Raw genomic sequence first — 15,213 nt, 5'->3', positions numbered from 1 at the left:
CTGTGCAATTTGCCGGCGCGCCTGACGCGCGCCGGTCAGATCAGCCAGCCAAGAGGTAACCAAGATGGACGTGCAAGAAACGACGGCAGCATACCGGGACGCCTTCGCCGAACTGGCGTCGCCAGCGTGCCTCCACGACCCGTATCCGTTCATGCGGTGGTTGCGCGAGCACGATCCGGTGCATCGCGCGGCATCGGGCCTCTTTCTGTTGAGTCGCCACGCCGACATCTACTGGGCGCTCAAGGCCACGGGCGATGCGTTTCGGGGACCGGCGCCGGGCGAACTGGCGCGCTATTTCCCGCGTGTGGCGACCAGCCTGTCACTCAATCTGCTGGCGTCCACGCTAGCGATGAAGGATCCACCGACGCATACGCGTCTGCGCCGGCTGATCTCGCGCGATTTCACCATGCACCAGATCGACAACCTGCGGCCGAGCATCGCGCGCATCGTCGCAGCGCGCCTGGACGGCATGGCGCCCGCGCTGGAGCGTGGGGAGGCGGTGGACCTGCATCGGGAATTCGCGCTGGCCTTGCCCATGCTGGTCTTCGCCGAACTGTTCGGCATGCCTCAGGACGACATGTTCGGGCTCGCCGTCGGCATCGGCGCCATTCTGGAAGGCCTGCGCCCGCACGTCGACGATCCCCAGCTCGCCGCGGCGGACGCGGCCAGCGCCAGGGTGCAGGCCTACCTCGGCGACCTCATACCGCGCAAGCGCACCGATCCCCGCCAGGACATCGTGTCGATGCTGGTCGGCGCACACGACGACGATGCCGACACGCTGTCGGATGAGGAGTTGATCAGCATGCTGTGGGGCATGCTGCTGGGCGGCTTCGCCACCACTGCTGCGACCATCGACCATGCGGTCCTGGCGATGCTGGCGTATCCCGAACAGCGGCACTGGCTGCAGGGAGACGCCGTGGGGGTGAAGGCATTCGTCGAAGAAGTCCTGCGCTGCGACGCGCCCGTTATGTTCAGCTCCATTCCGCGTATCGCCCAGCGCGACATCGAACTGGGCGGCGTGGTGATCCCGAAGAACGCGGACGTGCGCGTGCTGGTCGCGGCCGGCAATCGCGACCCGGACGCCTTCGCCGATCCCGACCGCTTCGATCCCGCGCGGTTCTACGGCACCAGTCCTGGTATGTCGACCGACGGGAAGATCATGCTGAGCTTCGGCCACGGCATCCACTTCTGCCTCGGTGCGCAACTGGCCCGGGTGCAGTTGGCCGAAAGCCTGCCGCGGATCCAGGCGCGCTTCCCCACGCTGGCATTGGCCGAGCAGCCGACCCGGGAGCCCTCCGCGTTCCTTAGGACGTTCCGCGCGCTGCCGGTGCGGTTGCATGCGCAAGGGGGCTGAGATGCGCGTCGTGGTCGACCAGGATCTGTGCGGAACCACCGGGCAGTGCGTGCTGACGCTGCCGGGCACCTTTCGCCAGCGCGAACCGGACGGCGTGGCCGAAGTGTGCGTGGCGACCGTCCCGCAGGCGCTGCACGCCGCAGTGCGGCTCGCGGCCAGCCAGTGCCCGGTCGCCGCCATTCGGGTCATCGAAAGCGACGCTGGCGATGACGAGCGCGCCAGCGCCGACCCTGCGCGTTCTCCGGCGGATGCCGAGCGGCATGCCGCGAAGGACCAACGCAATCCAGGGGGACACGATGGGACGGTTTGAAGGCAAGGTGGCCGTGGTGACCGGCGCCGGCGCCGGCATCGGCAAGGCATGCGCCCTCGCCATCGCGCGCGAGGGCGGCAGAGTGGTGGTGGCCGACATTGATGGCTCGGCGGCCATCGCCTGCACCGCGCGGATCGCGGCCGAAGCGGGCCACGCGTTGGCCCTGGCCATGGACATCGCCGATGCGCAGGCGGTGGCAGCGCTGTTCGAGTCGGCGGAGCGGCACTTCGGTGGGGTCGACCTGCTGGTGAACAACGCGAGCGCCATGCATCTGACCCCACGCGACCGCGCGATCCTCGACCTGGACCTGGCGGTCTGGGATCAGACCATGGCGACCAATCTGCGCGGCACGCTGCTCTGCTGCCGGCAGGCCATCCCACGGATGATCGCCCGCGGCGGTGGCGCGATCGTCAACATGTCGTCGTGCCAGGGGCTCAGCGGTGACACCGCGCAGACGTCCTACGCCGCGTCGAAGGCGGCGATGAACATGCTGTCGGCCTCGCTCGCCACCCAGTACGGTCATGCGCAGATCCGCTGCAACGCGGTTGCGCCGGGTCTCATCATGACCGAGCGTCTCCTCGCCAAGCTGGACGAGTGCATGCAGCGGCATCTGCGCCGGCAGCAGCTCCTGCCGCGCGTCGGCCGCCCCGAGGACGTGGCCGCGCTGGTGGCGTTCCTGCTTTCCGACGATGCTGCGTTCATCACCGGCCAGGTCGTGTGCATCGACGGCGGCATGCTGGCGCATGTGCCGACGTACGCCGACGGTGGCAACAGCCGCGCCGCGCGGCCTGCCGGCGACACCGCCGAAGCGGCCGCGGCGCCGCACTGCTGATGGAGCTGATGGACATGCTGCTCAACCCGCTGGACCGTCGGCACCGGCTGCGGCACGACATCCCGGTCATGCCTGGTGCTTTCCCCATGGTTGGGCATCTTCCCGCCATCGTCTGCGACCTGCCGCGCCTGCTGCGGCACGCGGAACGGACGCTGGGCAGTCACTTCTGGCTAAATTTCGGCCCTGCCGGACACCTGATGACCTGCGTGGATCCGGATGCGTTCGCACTGCTCCGGCACAAGGACGTGTCCTCGGCGCTGATCGAAGAGATCGCACCTGAATTGCTTGGCGGAACGTTGGTCGCTAAGGACGGCGGCGCGCACCGGCAGGCGCGCGATGCGATCAAGGCGGCGTTCCTGCCCAAGGGGCTTACCCAGGCCGGCATCGGCGACCTGTTCGCGCCCGTCATCCGGGCGCGGGTGCAGGCGTGGTGCGACCGCGGCGACGTAGCCATCCTGCGCGAAACCGGCGACCTGATGCTCAAGCTCATCTTCAGCCTGATGGGAATCCCCGCGCAGGACCTGCCGGGATGGCATCGCAAGTACCGGCAACTGCTGCAGTTGATTGTCGCGCCCCCGGTCGACCTGCCCGGACTGCCCTTGCGGCGCGGCCGCGCCGCCCGCGACTGGATCGACACGCAGTTGCGCCAGTTCGTCCGCGACGCGCGCGCGCATGCCGTGCGCACCGGGTTGATCAGCGACATGGTGAGCGCCTTCGATCGCAGCGACGGTGCGCTCTCCGATGACGTCCTGGTCGCCAATATCCGCTTGCTGCTGCTTGCCGGTCACGACACCACCGCCTCGACGATGGCCTGGATGGTGATCGAGCTGGCGCGGCAGCCTGTGCTGTGGGACGCCCTGGTCGAGGAGGCGCTACGCGTGGGCGCGGTGCCAACCCGGCACGCGGACCTGGCGCAGTGTCCGGTCGCCGAGGCGCTGTTCCGCGAGACGCTGCGCGTGCATCCGACGACCACGCTCCTGCCGCGTCGCGCGCTGCAGGAATTGCAACTCGGCCAACGGCGCATTCCCGCGGGCACCCATCTGTGCATCCCGCTGCTGCATTTCTCGACCTCGGCGCTGCTGCACGAGGCGCCTGATGAGTTCCGCGTGGCGCGGTGGCTGCAACGCACGGAGCCGATCCGGCCGGTGGACATGCTGCAGTTCGGTACCGGCCCACACGTCTGCATCGGCTACCACCTGGTATGGCTGGAACTGGTGCAGTTCTGCATCGCCTTGGCGCTGACCATGCACAAGGCCGGGGTGCGGCCGCGGTTGCTGAGCGGCGCCGAAAAAGGCCGCCGCTATTACCCGACCGCACATCCGTCCATGACAATCCGCATCGGATTCTCATGAGCTGGCATCGCATGCCCCGTGTGGCGAGGCAGCGGCGCCGGCGACGCGCGGCATTGCTGCACTCAGCGCGCGCGCGCTCGGTGCGACGCCGGCAACACCGCGGCGGCTCGCCGCTCGCCGTGGCCGTCTCCTGTCAGGTACAAGGGCATGAACAACATGCAGACCGGTTCCACGCTACACGACGACCGAACTGGCGTTTGCGCGCTCGGTGGATCGGGCGCGCAGGCGCGCGGCGCATCCGACAGGCTGCTGCCGGAGATCTGGATGCAGGACGGCGCAAAGCGGGTCGAACAGGCGCTGGCGCGTCTTCTCTGCGAAGACGACGGTGAGACCGACCTGATGGCGGCGATGCGCTACGCCACCTTGCATGGCGGGAAGCGCACCCGCGCCTTGCTCTGTCTGGCTGCCGGCGCACTGGCCGACACGCCGGCGCACATGCTCGACGACGTCGGCGCCGCCATCGAGATGATGCACGCCTGTACCCTGGTCCACGACGACCTGCCCGCGATGGACGACGACGTGCTTCGCCGCGGCCTTCCGACCGTGCACGTCAAGTTCGGCGAAGCCACTGCGATCCTGGTCGGCGATGCGCTGCAGGCGCACGCCTTCCTGACCCTGGCGAGCCTGGATGCGCCGGGCGACAACCGTATCGCGCTCGTGCGCGAACTGGCGCAGGCGGTGTCCGCCGAGGGTGCCGCAGGCGGGCAGGCCATGGATCTGTCGCTGGTCGGAAAGCACGTCGAGCTGGACAGGATCGTGGCGATGCACCGGATGAAGAGCGGAGCGCTAGTGCGCGCGTCCGTTCGCATGGGCGCGCTATGCGCCATCGCGGAGGATGCCGCGCACGCTGCGCTGTACTGTGCGCTCGATCGCTACAGCGCCTGTTTCGGCCTGGCGTTGCAGGTGGTCGACGACATTCTCGACGCGACAGCGGATACCGCGACGCTGGGCAAGACCCCCGGCAAGGACGCGGCGGCGCAGAAGCCGACCTGCGCGTCGATCATGGGGCTGCAGGCAGCGCGCCAGTTCGCGCTGGATCTGTTGCGCGACGCCGGGGAGGCCATCGCCCCGCTGGGGCCGCGTGCGGAACGGTTGGCGCAGATGCTGCAGCGGGCCAACGCGTATCTCTTCAAGCACGCGCCATGCGCATGAGCGCGCCCGTCCGCATGGAGGCCTCCCTGTGCCGCTGCGATCGGCCGGCGGCAGCGGTGCATGCTGCACTGTGTCCGAGTCCGCGGCGCCGATCGCAGCGGTTGCCCAGCACGGCCGCGGCGCACGCGGCGCGCTGCGCGCAAGCCTATGCGGCGGACCGGCGCCAGCATCGGGGCGCGTCGCCGCGCCGGAGCAGGGCGGCCGTCCGGCGCTGCCCGCGCGCCGGGCCGCGACGGGACTGCGGCGACGTGCGCGGCGTCTGCCCGATCCTGGTTCTCGTCAACCGTCTGCAGAAGGAACATCCCGCGTGAACGCGCTGTCCGAACAGATCCTTTCCGAATTGCGCCACCTGCTGAGCGAGATGAGCGACGGCGGTAGCGTCGGTCCGTCCGTCTACGACACGGCGCGAGCTCTGCAGTTCCACGGCAACCTCACCGGTCGGCAGGACGCATACGCGTGGCTCATCGCGCAGCAACAGGCCGATGGCGGATGGGGAAGCGCGGACTTCCCACTGTTCCGCCATGCGCCCACGTGGGCGGCGTTGCTGGCATTGCAGCGTGCCGATCCTCTTCCCGGCGCTGCCGACGCAGTCCAGGCTGCAACCCGGTTCCTCGAGCGCCAGCCCGATCCCTACGCGCATGCGGTGCCGGAAGACGCGCCGATCGGCGCGGAGCTGATCCTGCCGCAGTTGTGCGGCGAGGCCGCATCCGTGCTGGGCGGCGTGGCGTTTCCGCGCCACCCGGCGCTGTTGCCGTTGCGGCAAGCGTGCCTGGTCAAGCTGGGGGCGGTGGCGACGTTGCCGAGCGGCCATCCGTTGCTGCACTCCTGGGAAGCCTGGGGGACGTCGCCGACCACCGCATGCCCGGACGACGACGGCAGCATCGGCATCAGTCCGGCGGCCACCGCCGCGTGGCGTGCGCACGCCGTGACTCAGGGGAGCACGCCGCAGGTCGGGCGCGCCGACGCGTATCTGCGGGCGGCATCGCGGGCGACGCGCAGCGGCATCGAAGGTGTCGTTCCCAACGTCTGGCCGATCAATGTGTTCGAGCCATGCTGGTCACTGTACACCCTGCATCTGGCCGGGCTGTTCGCGCATCCCGCGCTCGCTGAGGCGGTGCGCGTGATCGTCGCGCAGCTCGACGCCCGCCTGGGCGTGCGCGGTCTGGGCCCGGCATTGCACTTCGCGGCCGATGCGGACGACACCGCTGTTGCGTTGTGCGTCCTGCGCCTTGCAGGCCGCGACCCGGCGGTCGATGCGTTGCGCCATTTCGAAATCGGCGAGCTGTTCGTCACCTTCCCCGGCGAGCGCAATGCCTCGGTGTCGACCAACATCCATGCCCTGCATGCGTTGCGACTGTTGGGAAAGCCCGCCGCCGGCACCAGCGCCTACGTTGAGGCCAATCGCAACCCGCACGGTCTATGGGACAACGAAAAATGGCACGTTTCGTGGCTGTATCCCACCGCGCATGCGGTCGCTGCGCTGGCGCAAGGCAAGCCCCAGTGGCGCGACGAGCGCGCGCTGGCGGCGCTGCTGCAGGCGCAGCGCGACGACGGCGGCTGGGGCGCCGGTCGCGCGTCCACATTCGAGGAAACCGCCTATGCGCTGTTCACGTTGCACGTGATGGACGGGAGCGAAGAGCCGACAGGGCGCCGGCGCATCGCGCAGGCGGTGGCGCGTGCGCTGGAGTGGATGCTCGCCCGCCATGCGGCGCATGCATTGCCGCAGACGCCGCTGTGGATCGGCAAGGAACTGTATTGCCCCACCCGGGTCGTGCGCGTGGCCGAACTCGCCGGATTGTGGCTGGCGCTTCGTTGGGGGCGGCGTGTCCTGGCCGAGGGAGCAGGAGCGGCGCCATGATCCAGACCGAACGCGCGCTGCAGCAGGTGCTGGAGTGGGGGCGTTCCCTGCCCGGGTTCGCCGACGAGCATGCCGTGGAAGCGGTCAGGGGCGGCCAGTACATCCTGCAGCGCATCCACCCGAGCCTGCGCGACACCAGCGCCCGCACCGGCCGCGATCCGCAGGACGAAACGCTGATCGTGGCGTTCTATCGCGAACTGGCGCTGCTGTTCTGGCTCGACGATTGCAACGACCTTGGCCTGATCGCGCCGGAGCAGCTCGCCGCGGTGGAGCAGGCGCTGGGGCAGGGCGTGCCGTGCGCGCTCCCCGGTTTCGAGGGCTGCGCTGCGCTGCGCGCTTCGCTGGCCGCGCTCGCCTACGATCGTCGCGACTATGCTCAGCTTCTCGACGATACCCGGTGCTACTGCGCGGCGCTGCGCGCCGGACACGCGCAGGCGGCAGGGGCGGAACGCTGGTCCTACGCCGAGTACCTGCACAACGGCATCGATTCGATCGCCTACGCGAACGTGTTCTGTTGCCTGTCGTTGCTGTGGGGGCTGGACATGGCGACCTTGCGCGCGCGTCCGGCGTTTCGCCAGGTCCTGCGGCTTATCTCCGCGATAGGGCGCCTGCAGAACGATCTGCATGGACGCGACAAGGACAGGTCGGCCGGCGAGGCCGACAACGCGGCGATCCTGCTGCTGCAGCGCTATCCGGCTATGCCTGTGGTGGAGTTCCTCAAGGACGAGCTGGCCGGCCATACGCGCATGCTGCACCGGGTGATGGCGGAAGAACGCTTTCCCGCGCCGTGGGGACCGTTGATCGAGGCCATGGCGGCGATCCGCGCTCAGTACTACCAGACCTCGACCAGCCGCTACCGCAGCGACGCTGCGGGGGGAGGCCAGCGTGCGCCGGCCTGAACGCGCGGGCGGCGGCGGCGTGCGCGCGCTGCCGTCGGTCCGATCCGACGCAATGCCGTCGCCCGATGCGACGGATGGAGCGAGCATGAGCGACACCGCCCTGAGCCGGCGCAAGGACGACCATCTGGACATCGTGCTGGATCGGCGAACGGCGCCGGCCACGGTCGCCGCCGGCTGGGAGTACATCCGTTTCGAACACTGCGCATTGCCCGAGTTGGACCTGACGCAGATCGACCTGCGCGCCTCGCTGCTGGGCAAGACCATGCGCGCGCCGCTGCTGATCAGCTCCATGACCGGCGGCATGCCACGCGCCGAGGCCATCAACCGGCATCTGAGCGAGGCAGCGCAAGCCTTGGGGATCGCCATGTGCGTCGGTTCGCAGCGCGTGAGCCTGCGATCCCGCAACTCCCAGGGGCTGACGCGCGCGCTGCGCCGCCTGGCCCCAGACATTCCCTTGCTGGCCAATATCGGCGCCGCGCAACTGCGCGAGGCCGACGGCCTGGACCTGGCGCGCCGGGCGGTGGATGCGCTGGAGGCCGATGGACTCATCGTCCATCTCAATCCGCTTCAGGAAGCGGTACAGCCGGAGGGCGACTGCGACTGGCGCGGCGTCCTGGCGCAGATCGCTCGCGCCGCGCGCAGCGTGGGCGTGCCGATCGTGGCCAAGGAAGTGGGGTCGGGCCTGTCCGCCTCGGTGGCCTGTGCGCTTGTCGAGGCGGGCGTGGCGGTGATCGATGTCGCCGGCGCCGGCGGCACCAGTTGGGCCGCGGTGGAGGGCGAGCGCGCCCGCGATGCCGCCGACCGTGCAGTGGCGATGGCGTTCGCCGATTGGGGGATTCCGACCCCGGCCAGCGTGCAGGCGGTACGTCGGGCGCTGCCAACGGTGAAGCTGATCGCGTCGGGCGGGATCCGCGACGGCGTCGACGTGGCCAAGGCCATCCGCCTGGGCGCGGACATCGTCGGGCAGGCGGCCGGCGTGCTGCGCGCGGCGACGGTGTCCACCGAGGCGGTTGTCGCGCATTTCGAGGTCGTCATCCACCAGTTGGCCGTCGCCTGCTTCTGCACCGGCTCGGCTGATCTGGCGGCGTTGCGTCAGGCGCGCTTGTTGCCCTCGGCGCATCTGCCCGCCGGTTGATGCCGGCGTCGCCCGCACGTGGCGGCGGGCGCCCAGCAGGCTGCTGAAATACCTATGCCAAAGATAGACTACTGATCCACCTTGGCGAGGAGGTTCGATGCGCGGGAGCTGCCGTTGGGCGTTGGGCGGCCCGCGAAGGAAAGAGTAGTGAAATTGTCAGACGTTGTGATGGGATGGGGCAACCCGGCACAGGTCGCCGTTGAGTTCCACTGCGCCGGTTGCCAAGAGCCCTCGGATTTCCTGTTTTAGGTCCTCTGCAATTTTGGCCTTTGTGCCAGCGTCGAACGGTACCAAAGCATCCCACTGCCGACTGATGACTACGCGTTTCTTGCCTTTATCCGCTCGGCCGTGCCGGCTTCGGCTGGCAATCGGCTTCGGACGGTTTTGAACCGGCGTTTCAATGGGCTTTAACCGGAGTTGCAACTCGGGTGGGAGGGAAGTCAAACTGACGAGATACTGCTTCCCCGCCGCGTTGCCACCCTTACCCTGAACAACGCGCACCTCCAGGGAGTGCCCTCGCCAGTTGCCACACTGGCAGGCCTTCCAAACTGCCTGCCGAGAGATTCCTGCCAACTTGGCGAGCAAATTGAGTGGCACGAACTCTTTCCTCGACATCGTGCGCTAGTCCCTAGCGGCGGAACGGAAACCACCGACTAGCAGCTGGAATTATATCTGTCGTGACAACCACACCTTGCATCGCCACGCAGCCTGAGGAAGCCCTATGGAGCCCCAGCCATTGGCCGCAATTCGTTTCGCGAGGCTGTAGATGGGCTATTGGCCAAAGGAGCACCTTAATGCGTCGAGCGTGTTCGACCGGATTGAGGAGGCTATGGGTTGCGAAACCGATGCTGAGTTAGCATGGTGGTTGGGAACTTCACGTCAGAGCCTGTCCAACCGAAGGCGCGCAAATTCAGTTCCATATAGGGAAGCGATATTCGTCGCACGCTGGTCCCGATTGTCGCTCGAATACCTGCTTAATGGCGACAGTGAAAGCGCAGAGATGAACCTTGGTCGATAGGGCTGCTCCGGTTTACCAATCTGTCGTCTTGGGTTAACCAATCCGTTGCCGACCGTGAGCGGGTTCACCAACAGGGCGCCTATATTCTACGCAAATCCAATCACTTAATGCCAATCCAGAATAAACTGTCATTGAGGCCATTGGTAAACTCGGTCTTAAGATCGGAAACCCCTGCCCTCAGCCAAAAAACTCTCCTGTTTTCAATCGCATAGGCCAGCCACCAGCGACCCAAAATTCCGGACTGGTAAACCCCGCGAAATGCCAAATATTTCCGGACATCACAGCGGGTTGACCAACAAGGGCCCCTATAATCTACGCAAATCCAACTACAAATGAACTTGATCTTGTCCTGAATCGACGAAGGCCTCAGCCTGCACAATCACCTTCACCGACATGCTGACGCTCTTTACCGATGGTGTAATCGAAGCGCCCGAGATTGGCTGGACCTCACTGGTGATACGCTCACCTCACGGCTGCTGCCGAAATTCGCGACCCCATTGGCCATCGACATGCCCGACGCGATGACTTTACGATGTCGTTTCTTTTAACTCCTTCGGGACACCTCCTGTCGGATCCGCGACACAGGCTTATTTAGCCATCCTTGTTGGGCCTCAGGGTAAATAGCTGAAAAGCAATCACATCATTTCTTTTTCGGCTCGATCAGCCAAATTGGCACGAGTTTTGAACCACTTCGTAGCGAGGCGGCAGGAACTGCCGACCAACACCTCATGTGGTGGGTGATATCGCGATCAATGGAACGACGGGAGGAAAGCAGCATGTCAGGTCTGCGTCGGATCCGCGTACTATCGGAAAAGGGGCATCGCCTGTGGAATCCCGCCGGCAATGCAAGCGAAGGTGTAACTACCCTTCGTGACCTCATTCGCATCCACGACGGCCCGTCATTCCTCATCAGCAGGCCGAAGCCGGCAGGCGAGATTTCGGCGTTGATTGCCGATCATCTGAGAGCAGAAGCCATGACTTCAGCGGTTGCAAATCCCATTGTGAGCGTGAAGAGCGTTGCCGGGATGCTCTCAGGCGATGAGCATCGAATTGTTGGGCGGATGCGGTCTGGGGTAGGGAACCCTTGATCCTGGCTGTTTGAGAACGCACCGGTCGCAGAGAGATAGGACATCTTCCAAGATTGCATCACGTCGTAGGATCCGACTGCAGCAAGACGAGGTTCTTTGGCAGCCGTAGCAAGAGATTCTGCGCAACTCCCGCGTAAATACGATTTTTTAACGACCAAGACCCAAAGCAGACACAGACTGTCGGCTGACACTCGCTCCGCCAATTCAATCCCTAGATGCCCTTATTTTCCGTCATTCTCGCGCTTTTGGTGAGTACCGCCTAACCAGATCGCTCACTAATCGCAATCTTGCCCCTGCAATTTTCTTGGCAGCTTGTGAATCTTCAGCCTGACCGGCCCGGCATGGCCGCAACTGGTGCAGAAAAGTGCCTTCTCTACCATACTGAACAGCGCATTTGCTGTAGCGCTGGATTAGGCATGCGGCAGCCGGCGCTTCTTTTGCCTCTAGGTCGGGTGGCACTAGTCGCGGTTCTCCCCGCTGTAGCGGACAAGCCGCGCGATTTGTTCCTGCAATGAGGTGGTGCGTGGCAGGTCGGGGAATGCACCGCTTTTCGCCGTCTCGACAATCGCGCTGCGCACCGCTTCGGGGATCTCCTGCCAATGGACCAAGGTCGCGGCAGCAAGATGCTGTAGCGGTATCTGAATGTCCTTCTTGAAGGATATCGACGGCACGCGGCTTTCTCCAATGCATTGCGGTAACGCGTATAAGAGTTCGGCCTCTCGCGCGACGCCTGTTTCATTCGCTGTGTCGAGGTTTCTCAGCCCGTCCGCGATAAGTTGCGATCAGGCGCTTGTATTCCTCAATGATATCGGCAGAGAAATGCGCGAGTGGAACGGCATCGCCCCAATTGTGTGACGCTTCCCATGCGATCATGTCGCGGCAAACCTCAATCTGTTGTTCGCGGATTACTCTTCGGTCGGCATTGGTTGGACGCAAAGCGCCATGCTCTGATCAAGAGCCGTCGTCTACACGCTCGGCTATGGCGAACGCCTGTAGGTTTTTGACCTTTCCGTGGTCCTGGTCGGCATTGGCGATAATCGAAAAGAACGCCGCGCGGGCGATGTCTTTCTTTGACGCGTTCGGGTGCTCTTTCCGTGCCGCCTTGATCAATTGCCTGGGCGTCATATCAGGCGCCACGATCCGCATCAGAGTGTCGCCGATCGCCTGCAATTCGGTTGCATCCATCAGGAAACGCTCCGTCCCTTGGCTCCCCACTAGCATGTCTAGCAGAGCGCCTTTATTAGCTGAAACTAAATTCACGTTACATGGCAGCCTCGCCAGCGCACGTTCCGGCAGGCCGGCTGTCTCATACGGGCGAAAGCGGCCTTCGCCAGAAGGGTGTTAACCAGCCAGGTGGGGCAGTGCCGATCCGCAATGGAGCGGAGAGATAGAGAAGAAACCGCGCCGTGAGTTTCAGTCTTCCTTCAAATCTTCGGCTTCGTCTTTGAGCTTGGTCCAGTCGGCACCATGTTTACGCAACAAAGCGCGCGCTTGTTTCGGCCAGACGTCGGCAATTTCCGTCAGGTGCTCTACCTCCAGCTCTTGCCCCTTCACCACGCGGCTCGCCTCCTTCTTTTCTTTCTTTTCTTTGATGGCCATCTCTGTGTCCTTCTCGTGCATCATCGGATGAACGAGGACTGAGAAGTGTGGTTCCGGCTCGCGCATTGTCTGCCGGCTTGAGGTCCGGCCGCAGTTGGTCGAGGCGGGCGGTTGATTGTGACAGTCTCGTGACGCACCATGCGGGTGGCGTTCCTTCGATTGCCGTGAAGCGACGCTGCGCCGAGGACATCATCATGCAGGAAACGGAACTGAAGCTCGAGCTTTCGCGGTCGGGTGCGAGGTCGCTCCTGAAGAAAAATCCGTTCGGATCCTCGCCCGCCATTCTTCAGCAGAGATCCATCTATTTCGACACCCCCGGATGGGAACTGTCCAAGCGCGGCCTGTCGCTTCGCATTCGGCAATCGGGAAATGAACGGACACAAACCGTCAAAGCCGGCGATGGCGCCGCGGCTGGATCGTTCACACGCGACGAATGGGAGCGACCGGTCGCCGGCGATACGCCGATACTTGACGATCCGCAGATCCGAGACCTGCTTGCAGGGGCTGGCCCAAAGCTCGCGCCCTTGTTCGAGGTTCATGTCAAACGGCATCGTTGGAATGTGATTGATGGCGACGCCACGATCGAAGTCGCTTTGGATCTTGGCAAGGTCGTTGCAGCCGATCGCGAGGCGCCGCTCTGCGAAATCGAGTTGGAAACGAAGGCGGGCTCTCCAACAGCGCTGTTTGCGCTCGCCCGGAAAGTCGACCTGATCACGCCGGCGCATCTCGGGGTGCTGAGCAAAGCGGAACGGGGCTATCGTCTGCTTGGCTCGGCGCCCGGTGCTGAGAAATCGGCATCGACCGCGCTCACGTCCAAGATGAACGCGGCAACGGCCTTCGCGCGCATCGCAGCGGCCTGTCTCAAACAGTTTCGTCTCAATGAAACGGCACTGGGGTGGTCCCGCGATGCCGAAGCCCTGCACCAGGCTCGTGTGTCGCTGCGACGGCTGCGCTCCCTTTGCTCGATCTGCAAGTCGCTGTTTGACGACAGCCGTTTCGACCAACTGCGAGAAGAATTGAAATGGCTCGCCTTGGAACTTGGCGATGCACGCAATATCGACGTGATGATCGGCCGCGCTTCCGGCAGCGCTCTTTCGAGCCGCCTTGAAGACGCGCGCGACGACGCCTATGCGGCGGTCGAAGCATCGCTCTCCTCGGTGCGCGCCCGCTCCTTGATGATCGATGCCGCCGAGTGGATTTCCATCAGGGACTGGCGAACCGACCGATCGGACGCAGCGTTGCACGAGCTGTCGTCAAGGGATTTCGCCTCCGGTGTATTTGATAAATTTTGGAAAAAGGTGGCGAAGGGCGGCAATAATCTCATCGATGCCAATGACGAGACCCGCCATGAAGTTCGCATCGCCGCAAAGAAACTGCGATATGCGGCGGAGTTCTTCGAGCCGCTTTTCAACAGCAAGGCGAAAGCCAAACGCCATCGACGGTTCATCGAGGCGATGAAGGGCCTGCAGGATCAGCTCGGCAGCCTCAACGATATCGCCACCGCGCCCGATATGTTGGCAGCGCTGGAGCTTTCGGATGTGGCTGGTGCGAAGGATCTCTTCAGCGCCGAAGACAAGTCCAAGCTTCTTGAGGACGCCGCGGAAGCGCACGGCGTCTTTGTCAACACGAGGCGCTTCTGGCGTTGAGGCAGCATGCAGAACACAATGGCGACCCCTATTTGCGCAACGCCGGGCGCAGCCCGCTCACGCAAATTCATGTGGGCTTCATAAATCCGTTGCGACGGTTTCGTACATGAAGGCCACGGCTTTGTTTTGAAGCCGCCCCCTGGAAAAGGATGGAAAAATGTCCAAGATCCCCGGCAAGACCGAAACGATCGAGAACGTCGAATTCCCTGCCTTCGACCCGTCCAAGGCTACCGAGCAAGTTCACGCTGTTGTCGACCAGGGCCTTGAACAGTCGAAGCAGGCATTTTCCAAATTGAGTTCGGACGCCGAAACGACACAAAGGGCTTTTGAGTCGACCTTTGAAACGGTCAAGACCACCGGCAATGACGTGTCCCTGAAGATGCTTGCCGCACTGCGAGCCAATGCCGAAGCGAGCTTCACGCACCTCGAAGCACTGGTTGCAGTGAAGTCGCCGTCCGAGTTCATCGAACTGCAGACCGCTTTCCTGCGCAAGCAGGTCGAAAAGTCCGCCGAGCAGGCCAAGGGCCTCCAGGTTGTGATGATGAGGGCTGGCGAGGACATGTCCAAGCCGATCAGGGATGCCTTTGAGAAGGCTTTGAAGGAACGCAAGGCTGCCTGATTGCTTGAGGCAACCCGAGACCGTCAGTACCTCGTCTATTGAGAACCTGATGCCGGTCTTCTTCCATTGGTCGGACGGCTTTGTCTGCCCGACCGCATAGAAGTGAGAGTCCTCACGGTTTTCAGGCTCGCCCGCCAATCAGGCTGTCTATCACGCGCTTTTGAGCCCCGGTGACAAAGTCATGGGCTTGCCCATTCCGGAAGGGGGCCATCTGACTCACGGTTGGGCAATCAACTTTTCCGAGACTGCTTATCAGTGCGTCCCCTATGGACTGCACGAAAAGACGCAGCAAATTGACTATAACCCCGTGCGCGAAACGGCTAACCGGGAACGGCCGAAGCTCATTTGAGT

The 15,213-nt window shown here is 64.4% G+C and carries 16 protein-coding genes and 1 pseudogene; 13 read left to right on the top strand and 4 right to left on the bottom strand.

Translation table 11 applies throughout. The features are described 5' to 3' along the window. Positions 1 to 64 precede the first annotated feature (64 nt). From ABVQ20_RS30235 to fni, 8 genes are all read left to right on the top strand, one after another. Complete coding sequence (locus ABVQ20_RS30235; protein ID WP_354463345.1) at positions 65 to 1,354, top strand: cytochrome P450; 1,290 nt, start codon at positions 65 to 67, stop codon at positions 1,352 to 1,354. Position 1,355: 1 nt separating this feature from the next. Continuing rightward, positions 1,356 to 1,664, top strand: a complete 309-nt coding sequence (locus tag ABVQ20_RS30230) for a ferredoxin (protein ID WP_354463344.1) — start codon at positions 1,356 to 1,358, stop codon at positions 1,662 to 1,664. After that, positions 1,651 to 2,496 (top strand): SDR family oxidoreductase, encoded by an 846-nt coding sequence (locus tag ABVQ20_RS30225; protein WP_354463343.1) that lies wholly within the window; start codon positions 1,651 to 1,653, stop codon positions 2,494 to 2,496. Before ABVQ20_RS30230 ends, ABVQ20_RS30225 begins: the two co-directional genes overlap by 14 nt. A gap of 8 nt (positions 2,497 to 2,504) precedes the next feature. Then, positions 2,505 to 3,848, top strand: a complete 1,344-nt coding sequence (locus ABVQ20_RS30220; protein ID WP_354463342.1) for a cytochrome P450 — start codon at positions 2,505 to 2,507, stop codon at positions 3,846 to 3,848. Between the two features lie 156 nt (positions 3,849 to 4,004). Continuing rightward, positions 4,005 to 5,000, top strand: a complete 996-nt coding sequence (locus tag ABVQ20_RS30215) for a polyprenyl synthetase family protein (protein ID WP_354463467.1) — start codon at positions 4,005 to 4,007, stop codon at positions 4,998 to 5,000. Between the two features lie 307 nt (positions 5,001 to 5,307). After that, positions 5,308 to 6,858, top strand: a complete 1,551-nt coding sequence (locus ABVQ20_RS30210; protein ID WP_354463341.1) for a hypothetical protein — start codon at positions 5,308 to 5,310, stop codon at positions 6,856 to 6,858. Further along, positions 6,855 to 7,757, top strand: a complete 903-nt coding sequence (locus tag ABVQ20_RS30205; protein ID WP_354463340.1) for a terpene synthase family protein — start codon at positions 6,855 to 6,857, stop codon at positions 7,755 to 7,757. The genes ABVQ20_RS30210 and ABVQ20_RS30205 overlap by 4 nt, the downstream gene beginning before the upstream one ends. A 52-nt stretch (positions 7,758 to 7,809) precedes the next feature. Beyond that, positions 7,810 to 8,892, top strand: a complete 1,083-nt coding sequence (gene fni, locus ABVQ20_RS30200; protein WP_435528457.1) for a type 2 isopentenyl-diphosphate Delta-isomerase — start codon at positions 7,810 to 7,812, stop codon at positions 8,890 to 8,892. 156 nt (positions 8,893 to 9,048) lie between these two features. On the opposite strand, the gene ABVQ20_RS30195 is transcribed toward fni, so the two are convergent. After that, a complete protein-coding gene (locus tag ABVQ20_RS30195; protein WP_354463338.1) occupies positions 9,049 to 9,489 on the bottom strand; it encodes a hypothetical protein in 441 nt (146 codons plus the stop codon). Between the two features lie 169 nt (positions 9,490 to 9,658). Here ABVQ20_RS30195 and ABVQ20_RS30190 point away from each other — a divergent pair, with 169 nt between their 5' ends. Next, a complete protein-coding gene (locus ABVQ20_RS30190; RefSeq protein WP_354463337.1) occupies positions 9,659 to 9,910 on the top strand; it encodes a helix-turn-helix domain-containing protein in 252 nt (83 codons plus the stop codon). A gap of 776 nt (positions 9,911 to 10,686) precedes the next feature. Next, on the top strand, positions 10,687 to 10,998 hold the full coding sequence (locus ABVQ20_RS30185) for a hypothetical protein (protein WP_354463336.1): 312 nt from the start codon (positions 10,687 to 10,689) through the stop codon (positions 10,996 to 10,998). 458 nt (positions 10,999 to 11,456) lie between these two features. Here ABVQ20_RS30185 and ABVQ20_RS30180 read toward each other — a convergent pair whose 3' ends face one another. From ABVQ20_RS30180 to ABVQ20_RS30170, 3 genes are all read right to left on the bottom strand, one after another. After that, on the bottom strand, positions 11,457 to 11,669 hold the full coding sequence (locus ABVQ20_RS30180; RefSeq protein WP_354463335.1) for a hypothetical protein: 213 nt from the start codon (positions 11,667 to 11,669) through the stop codon (positions 11,457 to 11,459). A gap of 280 nt (positions 11,670 to 11,949) precedes the next feature. Then, positions 11,950 to 12,183, bottom strand: a complete 234-nt coding sequence (locus ABVQ20_RS30175; RefSeq protein WP_354463334.1) for a hypothetical protein — start codon at positions 12,181 to 12,183, stop codon at positions 11,950 to 11,952. A gap of 228 nt (positions 12,184 to 12,411) precedes the next feature. Beyond that, positions 12,412 to 12,597 (bottom strand): hypothetical protein, encoded by a 186-nt coding sequence (locus ABVQ20_RS30170; RefSeq protein ID WP_354463333.1) that lies wholly within the window; start codon positions 12,595 to 12,597, stop codon positions 12,412 to 12,414. A 194-nt stretch (positions 12,598 to 12,791) separates the two neighbouring features. Between ABVQ20_RS30170 and ABVQ20_RS30165 the strand changes: the two genes are divergently transcribed. The 3 genes and pseudogenes from ABVQ20_RS30165 to glyA all read left to right on the top strand — a co-directional run. Further along, positions 12,792 to 14,243, top strand: coding sequence for a CYTH and CHAD domain-containing protein (locus ABVQ20_RS30165; RefSeq protein WP_354463332.1), 1,452 nt, complete (start codon positions 12,792 to 12,794; stop codon positions 14,241 to 14,243). 157 nt (positions 14,244 to 14,400) lie between these two features. Continuing rightward, positions 14,401 to 14,862: a phasin gene (locus ABVQ20_RS30160; protein ID WP_354463331.1), complete on the top strand. Its 462-nt coding sequence runs from the start codon at positions 14,401 to 14,403 to the stop codon at positions 14,860 to 14,862. A 118-nt stretch (positions 14,863 to 14,980) separates the two neighbouring features. Beyond that, positions 14,981 to 15,208: pseudogene (glyA, locus tag ABVQ20_RS30155) on the top strand (serine hydroxymethyltransferase); the annotation flags it as partial. Positions 15,209 to 15,213 lie beyond the last annotated feature (5 nt).

Source organism: Mesorhizobium shangrilense, from assembly GCF_040537815.1.
GTDB classification, from domain to species: Bacteria; Pseudomonadota; Alphaproteobacteria; order Rhizobiales; family Rhizobiaceae; genus Mesorhizobium; species Mesorhizobium shangrilense.
Note: the sequence above shows the minus strand (reverse complement) of the source record. Positions and strands in the feature narration are given on the sequence as shown.